The sequence below is a fragment of the Bacillus sp. BK450 genome (assembly GCF_004364885.1).
GTDB lineage: Bacteria > Bacillota > Bacilli > Bacillales > Bacillaceae > Bacillus > Bacillus safensis.
The window spans coordinates 28,019-45,544 of sequence record NZ_SOBQ01000009.1 but is presented as its reverse complement, the minus strand read 5'-3'; the positions used below and the strand labels follow the sequence as shown (position 1 = coordinate 45,544).

The 17,526-nt window shown below is 41.9% G+C and carries 29 protein-coding genes and 1 pseudogene; all 30 read right to left on the bottom strand.

From position 1 onward, the window contains the following. Nucleotides 1-128: pseudogene (locus EV579_RS19215) on the bottom strand (type I methionyl aminopeptidase); the annotation flags it as partial. Beyond that, nucleotides 125-778 (bottom strand): adenylate kinase, encoded by a 654-nt coding sequence (locus tag EV579_RS18605; protein ID WP_103132744.1) that lies wholly within the window; start codon nt 776-778, stop codon nt 125-127. The pseudogene EV579_RS19215 and the gene EV579_RS18605, both read right to left, overlap by 4 nt. Nucleotides 779-833: 55 nt before the next feature. Then, entirely contained in the window at nt 834-2,126 is a 1,293-nt protein-coding gene (gene secY / locus EV579_RS18600; RefSeq protein WP_007496334.1) for a preprotein translocase subunit SecY, read from the bottom strand. Nucleotide 2,127: 1 nt separating this feature from the next. Next, the gene (gene rplO, locus EV579_RS18595; RefSeq protein WP_003216888.1) at nt 2,128-2,568 is read right to left on the bottom strand and encodes a 50S ribosomal protein L15; all 441 of its coding nucleotides are present in this window, start codon (nt 2,566-2,568) and stop codon (nt 2,128-2,130) included. Between the two features lie 30 nt (nt 2,569-2,598). Beyond that, the gene (gene rpmD / locus EV579_RS18590) at nt 2,599-2,781 is read right to left on the bottom strand and encodes a 50S ribosomal protein L30 (protein ID WP_003217067.1); all 183 of its coding nucleotides are present in this window, start codon (nt 2,779-2,781) and stop codon (nt 2,599-2,601) included. 13 nt (nt 2,782-2,794) lie between these two features. Continuing rightward, nucleotides 2,795-3,295, bottom strand: a complete 501-nt coding sequence (rpsE, locus tag EV579_RS18585) for a 30S ribosomal protein S5 (RefSeq protein ID WP_007496332.1) — start codon at nt 3,293-3,295, stop codon at nt 2,795-2,797. A 24-nt stretch (nt 3,296-3,319) separates the two neighbouring features. Continuing rightward, a complete protein-coding gene (gene rplR, locus EV579_RS18580; protein WP_008356544.1) occupies nt 3,320-3,682 on the bottom strand; it encodes a 50S ribosomal protein L18 in 363 nt (120 codons plus the stop codon). 32 nt (nt 3,683-3,714) lie between these two features. Beyond that, a complete protein-coding gene (rplF, locus tag EV579_RS18575; protein ID WP_008345395.1) occupies nt 3,715-4,251 on the bottom strand; it encodes a 50S ribosomal protein L6 in 537 nt (178 codons plus the stop codon). A 31-nt stretch (nt 4,252-4,282) separates the two neighbouring features. Continuing rightward, nucleotides 4,283-4,681: a 30S ribosomal protein S8 gene (rpsH, locus tag EV579_RS18570; RefSeq protein ID WP_007496327.1), complete on the bottom strand. Its 399-nt coding sequence runs from the start codon at nt 4,679-4,681 to the stop codon at nt 4,283-4,285. 31 nt (nt 4,682-4,712) lie between these two features. Then, entirely contained in the window at nt 4,713-4,898 is a 186-nt protein-coding gene (rpsN, locus tag EV579_RS18565; RefSeq protein ID WP_008356542.1) for a 30S ribosomal protein S14, read from the bottom strand. Between the two features lie 22 nt (nt 4,899-4,920). Beyond that, nucleotides 4,921-5,460 carry a 50S ribosomal protein L5 gene (gene rplE, locus EV579_RS18560; RefSeq protein ID WP_024425600.1) on the bottom strand — a complete coding sequence of 180 codons (540 nt, stop codon included), beginning with the start codon at nt 5,458-5,460 and terminating at the stop codon, nt 4,921-4,923. Between the two features lie 25 nt (nt 5,461-5,485). Next, nucleotides 5,486-5,797: a 50S ribosomal protein L24 gene (rplX, locus tag EV579_RS18555; RefSeq protein ID WP_008356538.1), complete on the bottom strand. Its 312-nt coding sequence runs from the start codon at nt 5,795-5,797 to the stop codon at nt 5,486-5,488. A 35-nt stretch (nt 5,798-5,832) separates the two neighbouring features. Continuing rightward, on the bottom strand, nt 5,833-6,201 hold the full coding sequence (gene rplN, locus EV579_RS18550) for a 50S ribosomal protein L14 (protein ID WP_003216882.1): 369 nt from the start codon (nt 6,199-6,201) through the stop codon (nt 5,833-5,835). Between the two features lie 39 nt (nt 6,202-6,240). After that, nucleotides 6,241-6,504 carry a 30S ribosomal protein S17 gene (gene rpsQ / locus EV579_RS18545; RefSeq protein WP_003216906.1) on the bottom strand — a complete coding sequence of 88 codons (264 nt, stop codon included), beginning with the start codon at nt 6,502-6,504 and terminating at the stop codon, nt 6,241-6,243. A 25-nt stretch (nt 6,505-6,529) separates the two neighbouring features. Then, nucleotides 6,530-6,730 (bottom strand): 50S ribosomal protein L29, encoded by a 201-nt coding sequence (gene rpmC, locus EV579_RS18540; protein ID WP_003217155.1) that lies wholly within the window; start codon nt 6,728-6,730, stop codon nt 6,530-6,532. Continuing rightward, entirely contained in the window at nt 6,720-7,154 is a 435-nt protein-coding gene (gene rplP / locus EV579_RS18535) for a 50S ribosomal protein L16 (RefSeq protein ID WP_003156478.1), read from the bottom strand. The genes rpmC and rplP overlap by 11 nt, the downstream gene beginning before the upstream one ends. 1 nt (nt 7,155) lies before the next feature. Beyond that, nucleotides 7,156-7,812, bottom strand: coding sequence for a 30S ribosomal protein S3 (gene rpsC, locus EV579_RS18530; RefSeq protein WP_003217241.1), 657 nt, complete (start codon nt 7,810-7,812; stop codon nt 7,156-7,158). Nucleotides 7,813-7,815: 3 nt separating this feature from the next. Further along, entirely contained in the window at nt 7,816-8,157 is a 342-nt protein-coding gene (rplV, locus tag EV579_RS18525; RefSeq protein ID WP_007496316.1) for a 50S ribosomal protein L22, read from the bottom strand. A 17-nt stretch (nt 8,158-8,174) separates the two neighbouring features. Further along, entirely contained in the window at nt 8,175-8,453 is a 279-nt protein-coding gene (gene rpsS, locus EV579_RS18520; RefSeq protein ID WP_003216920.1) for a 30S ribosomal protein S19, read from the bottom strand. Nucleotides 8,454-8,510: 57 nt separating this feature from the next. Then, complete coding sequence (gene rplB, locus EV579_RS18515) at nt 8,511-9,344, bottom strand: 50S ribosomal protein L2 (protein ID WP_024425599.1); 834 nt, start codon at nt 9,342-9,344, stop codon at nt 8,511-8,513. Between the two features lie 28 nt (nt 9,345-9,372). Continuing rightward, nucleotides 9,373-9,660, bottom strand: a complete 288-nt coding sequence (rplW, locus tag EV579_RS18510) for a 50S ribosomal protein L23 (protein WP_003217016.1) — start codon at nt 9,658-9,660, stop codon at nt 9,373-9,375. Then, on the bottom strand, nt 9,660-10,283 hold the full coding sequence (rplD, locus tag EV579_RS18505; RefSeq protein WP_024425598.1) for a 50S ribosomal protein L4: 624 nt from the start codon (nt 10,281-10,283) through the stop codon (nt 9,660-9,662). Before rplD ends, rplW begins: the two co-directional genes overlap by 1 nt. A 27-nt stretch (nt 10,284-10,310) precedes the next feature. Next, nucleotides 10,311-10,940: a 50S ribosomal protein L3 gene (gene rplC / locus EV579_RS18500; RefSeq protein WP_024425597.1), complete on the bottom strand. Its 630-nt coding sequence runs from the start codon at nt 10,938-10,940 to the stop codon at nt 10,311-10,313. A 37-nt stretch (nt 10,941-10,977) separates the two neighbouring features. After that, a complete protein-coding gene (gene rpsJ / locus EV579_RS18495; protein ID WP_003156464.1) occupies nt 10,978-11,286 on the bottom strand; it encodes a 30S ribosomal protein S10 in 309 nt (102 codons plus the stop codon). A gap of 218 nt (nt 11,287-11,504) precedes the next feature. Further along, on the bottom strand, nt 11,505-12,464 hold the full coding sequence (locus tag EV579_RS18490) for an alpha/beta fold hydrolase (protein WP_133745001.1): 960 nt from the start codon (nt 12,462-12,464) through the stop codon (nt 11,505-11,507). A 109-nt stretch (nt 12,465-12,573) separates the two neighbouring features. After that, entirely contained in the window at nt 12,574-13,764 is a 1,191-nt protein-coding gene (gene tuf / locus EV579_RS18485; protein ID WP_034283892.1) for an elongation factor Tu, read from the bottom strand. A 118-nt stretch (nt 13,765-13,882) separates the two neighbouring features. Next, the gene (fusA, locus tag EV579_RS18480; RefSeq protein WP_024425594.1) at nt 13,883-15,961 is read right to left on the bottom strand and encodes an elongation factor G; all 2,079 of its coding nucleotides are present in this window, start codon (nt 15,959-15,961) and stop codon (nt 13,883-13,885) included. Nucleotides 15,962-16,015: 54 nt separating this feature from the next. Continuing rightward, nucleotides 16,016-16,486 carry a 30S ribosomal protein S7 gene (gene rpsG, locus EV579_RS18475; protein ID WP_008356520.1) on the bottom strand — a complete coding sequence of 157 codons (471 nt, stop codon included), beginning with the start codon at nt 16,484-16,486 and terminating at the stop codon, nt 16,016-16,018. 121 nt (nt 16,487-16,607) lie between these two features. Beyond that, a complete protein-coding gene (rpsL, locus tag EV579_RS18470) occupies nt 16,608-17,027 on the bottom strand; it encodes a 30S ribosomal protein S12 (protein ID WP_008356518.1) in 420 nt (139 codons plus the stop codon). Nucleotides 17,028-17,140: 113 nt separating this feature from the next. After that, entirely contained in the window at nt 17,141-17,389 is a 249-nt protein-coding gene (locus tag EV579_RS18465; protein ID WP_024425593.1) for a 50S ribosomal protein L7ae-like protein, read from the bottom strand. Between the last annotated feature and the right edge of the window lie 137 nt (nt 17,390-17,526).

The window sequence follows — 17,526 nt, the reverse complement described above, 5'->3', positions numbered from 1 at the left end:
ATTTGATCCAATTCTTTTGTCGAAATACCTGGTTTTATGTGTTTCTTCAGCTCTTCATGAGTCAGTGCGACAATACGTCCAGCTTCTCTCATAATCTCAAGCTCGCGAGGAGTTTTACAGATAATCATTTATTTAATCCTCCAAGCAGGTCCTTGATATCTGCATATACATCGTTAATGTGCTTCGCACCATCAATGTTTGCAAGATATCCTTTTTCTGAATAGAAGTTCAGTAAAGGTTCAGTCTGCTTTACGTTTACTTCAAGTCTAGTCGAAACGGTTTCTGCATTATCATCTGCACGTTGATAAAGCTCGCCTCCGCACTTGTCGCAAACATTTTCTTTCGCAGGTGGATTGAATACTAAATGATATGTTGCTCCGCAATTTTTGCAAATTCTTCGGCCAGTCAGACGCTCCATCAAAGCATCTTTATCGACTTTAATATTAATGACATAATCAATCGTTCTGCCAAGGTCCTTTAGAATTTCTTCTAAAGCTTCAGCCTGAGCGACTGTTCGCGGAAATCCGTCCAGAAGAAAACCTTGTTCACAATCATTTTTGCCAAGTCTTTCTCTAACAATACCGATTGTGACCTCATCAGGAACAAGCTCTCCTTTATCGATAAAGGATTTTGCTTCGAGCCCAAGTTGTGTCTCCTCTTTCATAGCAGCGCGGAACATATCTCCTGTTGAGATATGAGGGATCCCATAATCATCAACAATTCGTTCTGCCTGAGTGCCTTTACCAGCACCCGGAAGCCCCATTAAGACTAAGTTCATTTCGGATTTCCCCTTCCTTACTTAGAGAGGTTGGGCAGCTGCCCAGCCCTCTGTTTTATTTCATAAATCCACGGTAATTTCGTTTCACTAATTGGCTTTCAAGCTGTTTCATTGTTTCAAGTGCAACACCTACAACAATGAGAAGACTTGTGCCGCCAATTTGTGCAGCGGAAGGTAATCCAGCGAATTGAATGAAAAAGATAGGAAGTATTGAAATCACGGCTAAGAAAATGGCGCCCACAAACGTGAGTCGGTACAAAATGCTCGTAATTCTATCTTGAGTCATTTTCCCTGGACGAACTCCCGGGATATAGCCACCCTGCTTTTGCAGATTTTCAGCCATTTGTTCAGGATTGACTTGGACAAAGGCATAAAAATATGTGAAAGCAACAATCAGTGCTACATAAATCGTCATACCGATTGGCTTAGTATAGTCAAAGTTGTTGGTTATCCAAGTTGTCACATTATTGGTTCCGAAGAACGATGCGATCGTCTGCGGAGTAATAATGAAAGAAACGGCAAAGATGACTGGAATCACCCCTGCTGGATTCACTTTCAATGGAAGGTGCGTTGCTTGGCTAGCAGACATTTGTGCACGGCCAGTTCCTTTTGAATATTGAATTGCAATCTTTCTCACTGCCATTTGAATGTAAATAACACCGATAACAATGACAAGAATGGCAATGACAATAAGGGCAATTTTAAGGATTTGCATGAACAGCTGTCCATCTCCACCTACAAATTGTTGAGCGTACACTTGTTTTAATGTTTGAGGGATACCAGCGATGATACCGGCAAAGATAATAATCGAAATACCATTACCAACACCGTGAGCAGTAATCTGCTCACCCAGCCACATTAAAAATGCTGTTCCCGCAGTGAGTACGACCGCAATTAAGAGATACGTTGAAACACCAGGGTTTTCAATCAGCATGCCTCCTGCCATATTGTTGAATCCATATGACATTCCCAGCGCCTGGATAAATCCTAGAACAATTGTAAAATACCTTGTGAATTGTGCTAATTTTCGGCGGCCAACCTCTCCTTGCTTTGACCACTCAGTAAACTTCGGAACAACATCCATCTGCAAGAGCTGAATGATGATCGAAGCAGTGATATACGGCATAATCCCCATTGCAAGAATGGAGAATTGGAAAAGTGCCCCGCCCCCAAACGTGTTGAGGATTCCGAAAACACTCATTTGATCCTGTGCCTGGAGAACTTCGGCGTTCACATTAGGCACAGGGATGAAAGCACCTATACGAAAGACGACTAACATTAAAAGTGTGAATATAATCTTATTCCGTATATCTTTCACGCGCATAAAATTGGAGATTGTCTTAAACAAGTTAGATCACCTCGGCTGTACCGCCAGCAGCTTCAATCGCTTCTTTCGCAGAAGCAGAGAATTTATTGGCTTTTACAGTTAATTTTTTTTCTAATTTACCGTTGCCAAGAATTTTTACTCCTGCTTTTAACTTGCTTATTGCACCAGTCTCTAGAAGAAGTTCAGGAGTTACTTCCGTTCCTTCGTCAAAACTGTTTAATCTGTCTAAGTTGATTACCGCGTAATCTTTACGGTTGATGTTTGTAAAACCACGTTTTGGAAGGCGTTGGAATAAAGGCATCTGACCACCTTCGAAACCAGGGCGTACACCGCCGCCAGAACGAGCGTTTTGACCTTTATGACCTTTACCAGAAGTTTTACCGTTACCTGATCCAATACCACGACCAACACGGTTGCGTACTTTACGTGAACCTTCTGAAGGCTTCAATTCATGAAGTTTCATTTGGGCACCTCCTTATCGATTAAAAATGTTTTATTGTTCTTTAACAGAAACTAAATGAGACACCTTGTTAATCATGCCGCGGATCGCTGCATTGTCTTCATGTACGACTGTTTGGTTTGTTTTCTTAAGACCAAGAGTACGAACAGTGACACGCTGATCTTCAGGGCGACCGATTACACTGCGTTTGAGGGTAATTTCTAATTTATTTGCCATTATTGTTCCCTCCTTATCCTAACAGGTCTTCTACAGATTTTCCACGAAGCTTCGCTACATCTTCAGCACGTTTAAGCTCACTTAAACCTTGAAGTGTTGCGCGGATCATGTTGATCGGTGTATTAGAACCTAGAGATTTAGAAAGGATATCAGCTAGACCAGCAAGCTCAAGTACCGCACGCACTGGGCCTCCAGCGATAACTCCTGTACCTTCTGAAGCAGGCTTCAATAGAACGTTTCCTGCACCGAATCGACCGATGATTTCATGTGGAATTGTAGTTCCAACCATTGGTACTTCAATTAAATTCTTTTTCGCATCTTCAACAGCTTTGCGGATCGCTTCTGGTACTTCTTGTGCTTTACCAGTACCGAAACCTACATGACCGTTTTTGTCACCGACAACAACTAAAGCTGCAAAACGGAAACGACGTCCACCTTTAACAACTTTCGCTACGCGGTTAACCGTAACTAAGCGTTCTTCTAACTCTAATTTGCTTGGGTCAATACGACTCATTCGGATGTGTCCCTCCTTCTTTTATTAAAATTTAAGTCCAGCCTCACGAGCAGCTTCAGCTAGAGCTTTTACACGTCCATGATATAGGTATCCTCCGCGGTCAAATACCACGTTAGAGATTCCTTTTTCAACAGCACGTTTTGCAACAAGTTCGCCAACTTTTGTAGCAGCTGCAGTGTCAGAACTATTCTCGATCTTTAACTCTTTATCAAGAGTAGAAGCACTTACAAGTGTTACACCGTTAACATCATCAATTACTTGAGCGTAGATATTCTTGTTAGAACGGAAAACGTTAAGGCGAGGTCTTTCAGCAGTACCTGAAAGTTTCGCACGAACACGAGCATGTCTTTTAAGACGAGTAGCGTTTTTGCTAGTTTTCGTAATCATCCGAGTCACTCCTTTCTTCACTTTAAGCGATCTTACTTACCAGTTTTTCCTTCTTTACGGCGAACGAATTCACCTTCGTAACGAATTCCTTTACCTTTGTAAGGCTCTGGAGCACGGACAGCGCGGATGTTAGAAGCTAGAGCTCCTACACGCTCTTTATCGATACCTTTAACGATTACTTTCGTTTGAGATGGAACTTCTACTTCAACTCCAGCCTCAGGAACGATTTCAACTGGGTGAGAGTATCCAACGTTAAGAACAAGTTTGTTTCCAGATTTAGCTGCACGGTAACCGACACCGATAAGTTCTAAACCTCTTTCGAAACCTTTAGATACACCTTCAACCATGTTTGCAATCAAGCTACGTGTTGTACCATGTAATGCACGGTGTTCTTTATTTTCAGACGGACGGCTTACAGTTAAGACGTTGTCCTCAATTTTAATTTCCATATCAGGGTGAAATGCACGAGTTAGTTCACCTTTTGGTCCCTTTACTGTCACTGTGTTATCGTTGTTTGTCACAGTTACTCCTGAAGGGATCTCGATTAGTTTTTTACCTATACGAGACATACCAAGCACCTCCATTCATCTTAAACTTTTTTTACCATACGTAAGCAAGTACTTCTCCACCAGCTTGTTTAGCACGGGCTTCTTTGTCCGATAAAACACCTTGTGATGTAGAAATAATTGCGATTCCAAGTCCGTTAAGTACACGTGGTACTTCATTTGATTTCGCATATACGCGTAAACCAGGTTTACTGATTCTTTTAAGACCAGTGATAACACGTTCGTTGTTTTGGCCGTATTTAAGGAACAAACGGATAATTCCTTGTTTGCTGTCTTCGACGTACTCAACGTCACGGATAAAACCTTCACGCTTTAAGATTTCAGCAATTTCTCTTTTGATTTTTGAAGCCGGTACTTCTAGCTTCTCATGACGTACCATGTTCGCATTGCGAATACGAGTCAGCAAATCTGCAATCGGATCTGTCATAACCATTATTTAATAACCTCCTTCCCATTTATGGGGATTACCAGCTGGCTTTTTTAACGCCAGGAATTTGTCCTTTATATGCAAGTTCGCGGAAACAAATACGGCAAAGTTTAAACTTACGAATAACTGAATGTGGACGTCCACAACGTTCGCAGCGCGTATACTCTTGAACTTTAAACTTTTGTTTGCGTTGTTGTTTCGCAATCATAGACTTTTTAGCCACGATTTCGCCTCCCTTTCATTGATTATTTCTGGAACGGCATACCTACTTGAGTTAATAACTCACGTGCTTCTTCGTCCGTATTGGCAGTAGTAACGATAACGATATCCATACCGCGGACCTTTGTTACTTTATCGTAATCAATTTCTGGGAAGATTAACTGTTCTTTAATACCAAGCGTGTAGTTTCCACGACCGTCGAAAGATTTCTTAGAAATCCCGCGGAAGTCACGTACACGTGGTAAAGACACAGAAATAAGTTTATCAAGGAAATCATACATGCGCTCTCCGCGAAGTGTTACTTTCGCACCGATTGGCATTCCTTCACGTAGACGGAATCCAGCAATAGACTTCTTCGCACGAGTAACGACAGGTTTTTGACCAGCGATAAACGTTAATTCTTCAACAGCAGTATCGATTGCTTTAGCGTTTTGAACGGCGTCACCAACACCCATGTTGATCACGATTTTTTCGATTTTTGGCACTTGCATTACTGAAGTGTATTCAAACTTAGAAACTAATGCAGGTGTAATTTCTTTTACATACTTTTCTTTAAGGCGGTTCATGAGAAAGACCTCCCTTCCTTATTTACTATTTATCTAGAACTTGCCCAGATTTTTTCGCTACACGGACTTTCTTTCCGTCCTCAACTTTATACCCAACACGTGTCACTTCACCCGTTTTAGGATCAAGCGGCATTACGTTTGATACGTGGATCGGCGCTTCTTGTTCAGAAATTCCGCCTTGAGGGTTAGCTTGGGTTGGTTTAGAGTGTTTTTTCACAAGGTTAATACCTTCTACTAAAACACGTTCCTTTTTAGGGAAAGCAGCAAGGATGACACCTTGTTTACCTTTATCTTTACCAGAGATAACCACTACTTTATCGCCCTTTTTAACATGCATTTAATCGCACCTCCTTGAGTCGCGGATTGTATTCATTAAAGTACTTCTGGTGCTAGAGAAACAATTTTCATATAGTTGTTTTCACGAAGTTCACGTGCTACTGGTCCGAAGATACGAGTTCCACGTGGGCTCTTGTCGTCACGGATGATGACACATGCATTTTCGTCGAAACTGATGTAAGATCCATCGTTTCTGCGAGCTCCGCTCTTAGTACGAACGATAACTGCTTTCACAACTTCACCTTTTTTGACAACGCCTCCAGGTGTTGCTTGTTTAACCGTACAAACAATGACATCACCGATGTTAGCCGTTTTACGTCCAGAGCCACCAAGAACTTTAATCGTTAGTACTTCGCGTGCGCCAGAGTTGTCAGCTACTTTTAAACGAGTCTCCTGTTGAATCATTAATGTTACCTCCTTTCGGAAAAAGAAATCCGAACTTTATTAGATAATAACGGCTTCTTCGACAACTTCAACTAGACGAAAGCGTTTAGTCGCAGATAAAGGACGAGTTTCCATGACCTTTACGATGTCTCCGATTTTTGCTTGGTTGTTTTCATCATGTGCTTTGAACTTTTTAGAGTATCTTACACGTTTGCCATAAAGTGAATGCTTTTTGTATGTTTCAACTACAACAGTGATGGTTTTATCCATTTTGTCAGAAACAACACGACCTTGATACACTTTACGTTGGTTACGTTCGCTCATGTTTGCGGGGCCTCCCCTCTAATTATTATTTATTAGCAGCGATTTCTCTTTGACGAATCACAGTTTTCATGCGTGCGATTGATTTACGCACTTCACGAATGCGAGCAGTGTTTTCAAGCTGCCCAGTCGCTAATTGGAAACGAAGATTGAAAAGTTCTTCTTTAAGAGACTTTACTTTTTGTTCAATTTCAGCAGTGGTAAGGTCACGAATTTCATTAGCTTTCATTTGATTCACCACCAATTTCTTCACGTTTTACGAACTTCGTTTTAATTGGCAATTTGTGAGATGCAAGACGAAGAGCTTCACGAGCAACTTCTTCAGACACACCTGAAATTTCAAATAAAACTTTGCCCGGTTTTACTACAGCTACCCATCCTTCTGGAGCACCTTTACCGGAACCCATGCGGACCTCTAGAGGTTTAGCTGTGTATGGCTTAGAAGGGAAAATTTTAATCCAAACTTTACCGCCACGTTTCATGTAACGAGTCATAGCAATACGAGCAGCTTCGATTTGACGGTTTGTGATCCAAGAAGCTTCAAGAGCCTGGATACCGTACTCACCGAAATGTACTTCAGTACCGCCTTTTGCACGACCACGCATTTTTCCACGATGTTCTCTGCGATACTTCACGCGTTTTGGCAATAACATATTATTTTCCTCCTTCCGCAGTATTCTTCTTAGTTGGAAGGACTTCTCCACGATAGATCCATACTTTTACGCCAAGCTTACCATAAGTAGTGTCAGCTTCAGCAGTAGCATAGTCGATGTCAGCACGAAGTGTGTGCAATGGAACAGTACCTTCACTGTAATATTCAGAACGAGCAATATCTGCACCGCCAAGACGACCAGAAACCATTGTTTTGATTCCTTGTGCTCCAGCACGCATTGTGCGTTGGATTGTTTGTTTTTGTGCACGACGGAATGAAATACGGTTTTCAAGTTGACGAGCGATGTTTTCAGCAACTAGCTGAGCATCAAGATCTGCTCTCTTGATTTCAAGAATGTTGATGTGTACACGTTTGCCAGTTAGGCTGTTAAGAGCTTTACGAAGTGCTTCAACTTCAGATCCGCCTTTACCAATTACCATACCTGGTTTAGCCGTGTGGATTGTGATATTTACGCGGTTTGCAGCACGTTCGATTTCTACTTTAGAAACAGACGCGTCAGACAAACGCTTGCTGATGAATTCACGGATTTTCAAGTCTTCATGTAAGAAGTCAGCGTAATCTTTTCCTGCGAACCATTTAGATTCCCAATCACGAATGACGCCAATACGAAGACCTACTGGATTTACCTTTTGACCCACGGATTATCCCTCCTTCTTTTCTGATACAACGATTGTAATGTGGCTAGTACGTTTGTTAATTGCGCTCGCACGACCCATAGCACGTGGACGGAATCTCTTAAGTGTTGGACCTTCGTCAACGAATGCTTGAGTAATCACTAGGCTGTTAGCGTCCAACTCGTAGTTGTGCTCAGCGTTTGCGATAGCAGATTTTAATACTTTTTCAATAATTGGTGAAGCAGCCTTAGGTGTAAGGTTTAAGATAGAAACTGCTTCTCCTACTTGCTTACCTCGGATCAGGTCCATTACTAGACGTGCTTTACGAGGAGCAATACGGACTGTTCTTGCGACAGCTTTAGCTTGCATTTAAAAGCCTCCTCTCATTAGCGTCTTGTTTTTTTATCGTCACTAGCATGACCTTTGTAAGTACGGCTTGGTGCGAATTCGCCCAATTTGTGACCTACCATATCTTCAGAAATGAAAACAGGTACATGTTTGCGTCCGTCATAGACAGCGATTGTGTGACCGATGAATTGTGGGAAAATTGTAGAACGACGAGACCAAGTTTTTACGACTTGCTTTTTGTCAGTTTCATTCAATTTCTCGACTTTAGCCATCAAATGATCATCAACAAATGGTCCTTTTTTTAAGCTGCGAGCCATTGTGGAACCTCCCTTCGTGATTGAACTACGGTCCTAAATGAACCGTAGACAACCCCGTTACTTGTTTTTACGACGACGTACAATGAATTTATCAGACTTGTTGGTTTTCTTACGAGTCTTGAATCCAAGAGTCGGTTTACCCCATGGAGACATTGGTGATTTACGTCCGATTGGAGCGCGTCCTTCACCACCACCGTGTGGGTGATCGTTAGGGTTCATTACAGAACCACGAACTGTTGGGCGTACGCCTTTCCAGCGAGAACGTCCAGCTTTACCGATGTTGATTAATTCGTGTTGCTCGTTTCCAACTTGACCGATAGTCGCACGGCAAGCAGAAAGAATCATGCGAACTTCTCCTGAGTTCAAACGTACAAGAACGTATTTACCTTCTTTACCTAGAACTTGAGCAGAAGTACCAGCAGAACGAACTAATTGTCCACCTTTACCTGGTTTTAATTCAATGTTATGCACAACTGTACCAACTGGGATGTTGATAAGTGGAAGAGCATTACCTGGTTTGATGTCAGCTTCTGGTCCAGAAGTAACTTCAGTACCAACTTGGATTCCTTTCGGAGCAAGAATGTAACGTTTCTCACCATCTGCATAGTTTACAAGAGCGATGTTAGCTGAACGGTTTGGATCATACTCGATTGTAGCAACGCGTCCAGGTATACCGTCTTTATCACGCTTAAAGTCGATGATACGGTATTGACGTTTGTGACCGCCACCTTGATGACGAACAGTTAATCTACCTTGGTTGTTACGTCCGCCTTTTTTGTGTAGCGGTGCAAGCAACGATTTTTCTGGTTTGTCAGTCGTGATTTCAGCAAAATCTGAAGTAGTCATGCCACGACGACCATTACTGGTTGGTTTATACTTTTTAATCGCCATTTTGAATTTCCCTCCTTCTTTTTAAGATTTACGCTTCAAAAATTTCGATTTCTTTGCTGTCAGCAGTTAATTTCACGATCGCTTTTCTGCGACGGCTAGTCATACCAGTGTAGCGTCCAACGCGTTTTGATTTTCCTTTGTAGTTTTGAACGTTGACTTTCTCAACTTTCACTCCAAAGATTTCTTCAACAGCGTCTTTCACTTCTGTTTTGTTAGCTCTGACATCAACTTCGAACGTGTACTTCTTCTCTGTCATTAGATCAGCAGAACGTTCAGTAATGATAGGGCGCTTTAGAACATCACGAGGATCTTTCATTATGCAAGTCCCTCCTCTACTTTTTCAACCGCTGCTTTAGTGATCAGAAGTTTGTCGTGGTTGACAACGTCAAGAACGTTGATACCGTTAGCTTCAACAACTGTTACTCCAGGGATGTTACGAGCAGATAAAGCAACTGTTTCGTTTGCATCCGCAGTGACGATCAACGCTTTCTTCTCAACAGATAATCCTTTAAGGATGCCTGCGAATTCTTTCGTTTTCACTGCATCAAGAGTCAGATCTTCAAGAACGATGATGTTGTTGTCGATTACTTTAGAAGACAATACTGACTTGATAGCCAAGCGGCGAACTTTTTTAGGTAATTTATAAGAATAACTGCGTGGTGTTGGACCGAATACGATACCGCCTCCGCGCCATTGTGGTGAACGGATAGAACCTTGACGAGCACGACCTGTACCCTTCTGTCTCCAAGGCTTACGACCTCCGCCACGTACTTCAGAACGAGTTTTTACTTTGTGAGTTCCTTGACGTAAGGAAGCTCTTTGCATAAGAATAGCATCGAATACTACGCTTTCGTTTGGCTCGATTCCAAACACAGAAGCGTTTAATTCGATTTCACCGTTAGTAGAACCGTTTTGGTTATATAATGCTACTTTTGGCATGACTTGTTTCCTCCTTTCCTAAGAGAGTTATTTAGATTTAACTGCACTCTTTACAGTTACTAGAGATTTTTTAGCTCCTGGTACGTTTCCTTTGATCAATAGAAGATTGCGTTCTGCATCAACTTTAACGATCTCAAGGTTTTGGACAGTGATTTGCTCTCCGCCCATACGACCTGGAAGAAGTTTACCTTTGAATACACGGTTTGGATCAACAGGTCCCATTGAACCAGGACGACGGTGGTAACGTGAACCGTGAGTCATTGGTCCGCGTGATTGTCCGTGGCGTTTGATAGCCCCTTGGAATCCTTTACCTTTTGATGTTCCTGTTACATCTACGATATCTCCATTTGCGAAAATATCAACTTTGACTTCCTGACCAACTTCATACGCATCTAACTCCGCACCGCGTAATTCTTTTACGAAGCGCTTAGGAGCAGTTTCCGCTTTAGCAACGTGGCCTTTCTCTGGTTTGTTAGAAAGCTTTTCACGTTTGTCATCAAAACCGATTTGGATTGCTTCATAGCCATCCGTGTCAACAGTCTTCTTTTGAAGAACAACGTTAGCAGCAGCCTCAACAACAGTTACAGGGATAAGATCACCGTTTTCTGCGAATACTTGCGTCATACCAATTTTTCTACCTAAGATTCCTTTGGTCATTAGTCACACCTCCTATAATATGTGTTTTCTATTTGAATTAAAGTTTGATTTCGATATCTACACCAGATGGTAAATCTAAACGCATAAGTGCATCAACTGTTTGCGGAGTTGGATTCACGATGTCGATTAGACGTTTGTGAGTACGCATCTCGAATTGCTCACGAGAATCTTTGTACTTATGCACCGCACGAAGGATTGTGTAAACTGATTTTTCAGTTGGAAGCGGGATTGGACCAGATACACTAGCACCAGAACGCTTAGCCGTTTCAACAATCTTCTCAGCAGATTGATCAAGAATTCTATGATCATATGCTTTTAAACGAATACGAATTTTTTGTTTTGCCATTATTTTCCCTCCTTTTCGCCTACTTACGTTAGACAGTTCTCCGTGAGAAAAACCTGATCACCTCGCCATGGCAAAGCGGCCGGGTGTGTCAGCAACCTCTCACTTCATCGCAGTCAAAGACCAACATGCACTATTGTACCAAATTGGCCTGCGTGTTGCAATAATAAATCGGATAAATTTATGATTTGCACACTTTTCATATTATACAGGGATTCAGCCTATAAATCAAGCTTTCCCTGAAGATGATGTATAGCAGTCTTTCTTATGATACGTATAAATTCATCTGGCTCTTCGATATGCGGAGAATGTGCAGAGTCTTTAAAGGTAAACCATTCTTTGATTGGCGCTTTTAATTGATCAACATACGGTTTTGATACAGCAGCCGGTGTAATCATGTCGTGATCGCCAATGAGAAAGTAGCACGGTATTAATATAGTAGAAACTCGGTATTGAATACTCTCATTCATGAGCTGATCCCATAACTTGTCTTGACTAAACTTCTGCCCTTTTATGAACTTCCATTTATCTTTCAGCTGATATTGCTTACTAAAAAGAAACCCTTTTAGTATTTGAAAAACCGGCTTCCATCTATGTGTGAGACCTACGCTCGCAAACTCTTTATATAGAGAAAACAAGGCATGAGCTGATGTCCGTTTCCATGGAGGAGGCGTCAGTAATCGCAGACACCCAGCAAACAGCCGATTGCGATGGTATTTCTTCAAAAGGAGCTCGTACGATACGATATCTTCCTTTAACACATCTACTACCTGACTAATCCCATAATAAGCATGATAAAGATCCGGACGCTTATGTACTGCTTGTATGGCAATTAATGATCCCCACGAGTATCCTGCGATATACAATTTTGAATGACCTAGATAAGATAGGATCTTCTCTGTCAATTCAATCGTGTCTTCAATAAATTGCTGAATGGTCATCGATGCATCAGGAAGATTCTTTTGATAAGAAAGTCCTGCGCCCCGCTGATCCCAATGCACAACTGTAAAGTCCTGATCAAGTTCCTCGTGAAAGGAATCGATATAACTGATTTGAGCCGAGCCGGGCCCGCCGTGTAAAAATAAAAGTACAGGCTTCGTTTCACTCGTCTGATCTTCTTTCATCCTAATCCATTGGTCAATTCCACCGATCGACCATTTTTTCAAATATGTCTTTGCCATTCCAGCGATCCTCTCGGTTCCATTTAGATTCTATAGCTTATAGTAGCCGTTCTGATCTGGAAAAGCAAAAAAAGAGACCCTTTTGCAAGGAGTCTCTTTTATATGTTTATTACTTAATGATAGTTGAAACGACACCAGAACCTACAGTACGTCCACCCTCACGGATAGAGAAACGAGTTCCTTCTTCGATAGCGATAGTAGAGATAAGTTCAACTTCCATCTCAGTGTTATCGCCAGGCATTACCATTTCAGTACCTTCTGGAAGATGTACGATACCAGTTACGTCAGTTGTACGGAAGTAGAACTGCGGACGGTAGTTAGCGAAGAATGGAGTATGACGTCCACCCTCTTCTTTAGAAAGTACATAAACTTCAGCTTTGAAACGGCTGTGTGGAGTGATTGTACCTGGTTTAGCAAGTACTTGACCACGTTGGATATCTTCACGAGATACACCACGAAGTAGTGCACCGATGTTGTCACCAGCTTCAGCATAGTCAAGAAGTTTACGGAACATTTCAACACCTGTAACAGTTGTTTTACCGTTTTCTTCTTGAAGACCGATGATTTCAACTTCGTCACCGACTTTAACTTGTCCACGCTCAACACGACCAGTAGCAACTGTTCCACGACCAGTGATTGAGAATACGTCCTCAACTGGCATCATGAATGGCTTCTCAGTGTCACGCTCTGGAGTTGGGATGTACTCATCAACCGCATCCATAAGTTCAAAGATTTTTGCTTCGTAATCAGCATCTCCTTCAAGAGCTTTAAGAGCAGAACCTTTGATAACTGGTACATCGTCACCTGGGAAGTCATAGTCAGAAAGAAGGTCACGAACTTCCATTTCAACAAGTTCAAGTAACTCTTCATCGTCAACCATGTCACATTTGTTAAGGAATACTACGATGTATGGTACACCTACGTTACGAGAAAGTAGGATGTGCTCACGTGTTTGTGGCATTGGACCATCAGCAGCAGATACTACTAAGATCGCGCCGTCCATTTGAGCAGCACCAGTGATCATGTTTTTAACATAGTCAGCGTGTCCTGGGCAGTCTACGTGTGCATAGTGACGAGTTTCAGTTTCATACTCAACGTGTGCAGTTGAGATTGTGATTCCACGCTCGCGCTCTTCTGGAGCACCATCGATTTGGTCATAAGCCATAGCTGTACCTTTACCAGATTTCTTATGAAGAACTGTTGAGATAGCAGCAGTTAGAGTTGTTTTACCATGGTCAACGTGTCCAATTGTACCAATGTTAGCATGCGATTTGGAACGGTCGAATTTTTCTTTAGCCATTCTAAAAATCCTCCTTAAAGGTTCATTGTATTTGGTATAGAGTGATAGAAAGTGAAGAGTTACCTCTCACTTTCTGATCTTCAATAGTAGTTATACTTTAGTTTAAAGGCAAAATCAATTATTCACCTTTATTTTTTTTGATGATTTCTTCACTGATGCTCTTAGGCACTTCTTCGTAGTGATCCATGTGCATAGTGAAAGTACCGCGTCCTTGTGTGTTAGAACGGAGTGCAGTAGCATATCCGAACATTTCAGAAAGTGGAACCATAGCGCGAACAACTTGAGCGTTACCGCGAGCTTCCATACCTTCTACACGTCCACGACGAGATGTGATATCACCCATGATGTCTCCCATGTATTCTTCTGGGATAACAACTTCCACTTTCATCATTGGCTCAAGTAGAACTGGGTTACATTTGCTGACAGCATTTTTCAATGCCATAGATGCAGCAATTTTGAACGCCATTTCGTTAGAGTCAACATCGTGGTAAGATCCATCAAATAATTTTGCTTTGATGTCGATTAATGGGAATCCAGCTAATACACCATTTTCAAGTGAATCTTCAAGACCTGCTTGAATTGCTGGGATGTATTCACGTGGAACAACCCCACCGACGATTGCATTTTCAAACTCGAATCCTGCGCCTTCTTCGTTTGGTTCGAACTCGATCCAAACGTGTCCGAACTGACCGCGTCCACCAGACTGACGTACGAATTTACCTTCAACTTTTGCACCAGAACGGAATGTTTCACGGTACGCAACCTGAGGAGCACCTACGTTAGCTTCAACCTTGAACTCACGCTTCATACGGTCAACAATGATATCAAGGTGAAGCTCACCCATACCAGAGATGATCGTTTGACCAGTTTCAGGGTTTGTTTGTGTACGGAATGTTGGATCCTCTTCAGCTAGTTTAGCTAAAGCGATACTCATTTTATCTTGGTCAGCCTTAGATTTAGGCTCAATAGCTACATCGATTACTGGCTCTGGGAATTCCATAGACTCAAGGATAACAAGATTTTTCTCGTCACAAAGAGTGTCACCAGTAGAAGTATCTTTAAGACCTACAGCTGCTGCGATATCCCCTGCATATACAGTAGAGATTTCTTCACGGCTGTTTGCGTGCATTTGAAGGATACGTCCAACACGTTCACGCTTGTTCTTAGAAGAGTTCTTCACGTATGAACCAGAATCAAGTGTTCCAGAGTATACGCGGAAGAAAGTTAGTTTCCCAACATAAGGGTCAGTCATAACTTTAAATGCAAGAGCTGCGAATGGTGCGTCATCAGTAGACTCACGAACAACCTCTTCATTTGAATCTGGCAGGATACCTTTGATTGCAGCAACATCAGTTGGTGCAGGAAGGTAGTCAAGCACAGCGTCAAGTACAAGCTGAACACCTTTGTTTTTGAAAGCAGATCCAACAAGAACTGGGTAGAATTCAACATTCAATGTTCCTTTACGGATTGCAGCTTTCAATTCAGGAATTGTGATTTCTTCACCCTCAAGGTATTTTTCCATAAGCTCTTCATCAAGCTCAGCGACAGCTTCAATTAGGCTGCTGCGAAGCTCTTCAGCTTTGTCTTTATACTCAGCAGGGATTTCTTTAGCATCAGAGCGAGTTCCAAGGTCATCTTCGTAGAAGTATGCTACGTTTTCTACAAGGTCGATGATTCCTTCGAATTGATCTTCAGCGCCGATCGGCAATTGTATTGCATGAGCGTTCGCTTGAAGACGATCTCTTAATGTGCTTACAGAGTAAAGGAAGTCCGCACCGGTTTTATCCATTTTGTTAACGAATACGATACGAGGTACTCCGTAAGTTGTTGCTTGGCGCCAAACTGTTTCAGTTTGTGGCTCTACACCTGATTGTGCATCAAGAACAGCAACCGCACCATCAAGTACACGTAAAGAACGTTCAACTTCAACAGTGAAGTCTACGTGTCCTGGTGTATCGATGATGTTTACACGGTAACCTTTCCATTGTGCTGTAGTAGCAGCAGAAGTGATTGTAATACCACGTTCTTGCTCCTGCTCCATCCAGTCCATTTGTGAAGCTCCTTCGTGAGTTTCACCAATTTTATGGATACGACCAGTGTAGTATAAGATACGCTCAGTCGTTGTCGTTTTACCGGCATCGATGTGAGCCATGATACCAATATTACGAGTTTTGTCTAAGGAGAACTCTCTTGCCATTGGGTAATTTCTCCTTCCTCATTAGGGAATAGTTTTTTTAGTTTGGTATAAATCCTACCAGCGGTAGTGAGCGAATGCTTTGTTCGCTTCTGCCATTTTATGTGTATCTTCACGTTTCTTAACAGCAGCACCAGTGTTGTTAGCTGCGTCAAGAATTTCGTTAGCAAGACGCTCTTCCATCGTTTTTTCTCCACGAAGACGAGCGTAGTTTACTAACCAGCGAAGACCTAAAGTAGTACGACGGTCTGGGCGAACTTCTACAGGAACTTGGTAGTTAGCTCCACCTACACGACGTGCTTTAACTTCAAGAACTGGCATGATGTTTTTCAAGGCTTGTTCGAAAACCTCCATCGCTTCATTACCAGTACGTTCTTTGATGATATCAAATGACTTGTAGAGAATTGTTTGTGCTTTTCCTCTTTTACCGTCGATCATCATTTTGTTGATCAAACGAGATACAAGTTTAGAATTGTAAATTGGATCTGGCAATACGTCTCTTTTTGCTACAGGACCTTTACGTGGCATCTGAATAGCCTCCCTTCTCTTTTAAAAGGATTTCTATCTGTCTCTCATCTCAATATCATTGTCAGTTACCTGACTCCACTGATCTGATATCAACTTCTAAAAACCCTTATGTTTGTTTGTATTATTTGCTTTGTTTAGGGCGTTTTGTTCCGTATTTAGAACGTCCTTGCATACGACCGTCAACTCCGGCAGTATCAAGCGCACCACGAACGATGTGGTAACGTACACCCGGTAAGTCTTTTACACGTCCGCCACGGATAAGTACTACACTGTGCTCTTGTAGGTTATGTCCGATACCAGGAATGTAAGCTGTTACTTCAATCAGGTTAGACAAACGTACACGAGCATATTTACGTAGTGCTGAGTTTGGTTTTTTCGGTGTCATTGTACCGACACGAGTACAAACCCCGCGCTTCTGTGGAGATGTTACGTTAGTGTGCTCTTTTTTGAAACTGTTGTATCCTTTGTTAAGTGCAGGTGACTTTGAGTTTTCAACTTTACTCACGCGTCCTTTGCGTACTAGCTGATTAATTGTAGGCATGTTGTTATTCCTCCCTTCATTACTTTTTTTATAACCCACATACCCAGGTGGTTCATCAAAAGGCAAAAAACAATGCTTTTGCATTTTAAGCATGCAAAAACAAAACAAGTACGTTATAACATAATGGCAACAGCTGCTGCCCCAACTTCAATTCCGCAGGCCTTGCCGAGCTTTTTCATGGAATCTACCACTAAAATGTCTACACCCTTCTCTTGTGCTAGTTTCAATACACTAGCAGTTAAAGCAGGATCAGCATCTTTCGCTACGACGACTTCCTTTACTGAATCTCGTTTCAGAGCTTTTACTGTTTGCTTCGTACCGATAATAATGGATTGAGCCTGTGATACTTTATCATAAGACATCGAATATCCTCCAAAGTAACAGGTTTTATTTTGAGCACCTTGGTTATATTATCATCATGGCAGAAGGATGTCAATATCGTATGACAGATTATCTTGACATCCTTCACCATTTTTGATGATTTTATAGGAATCTCACG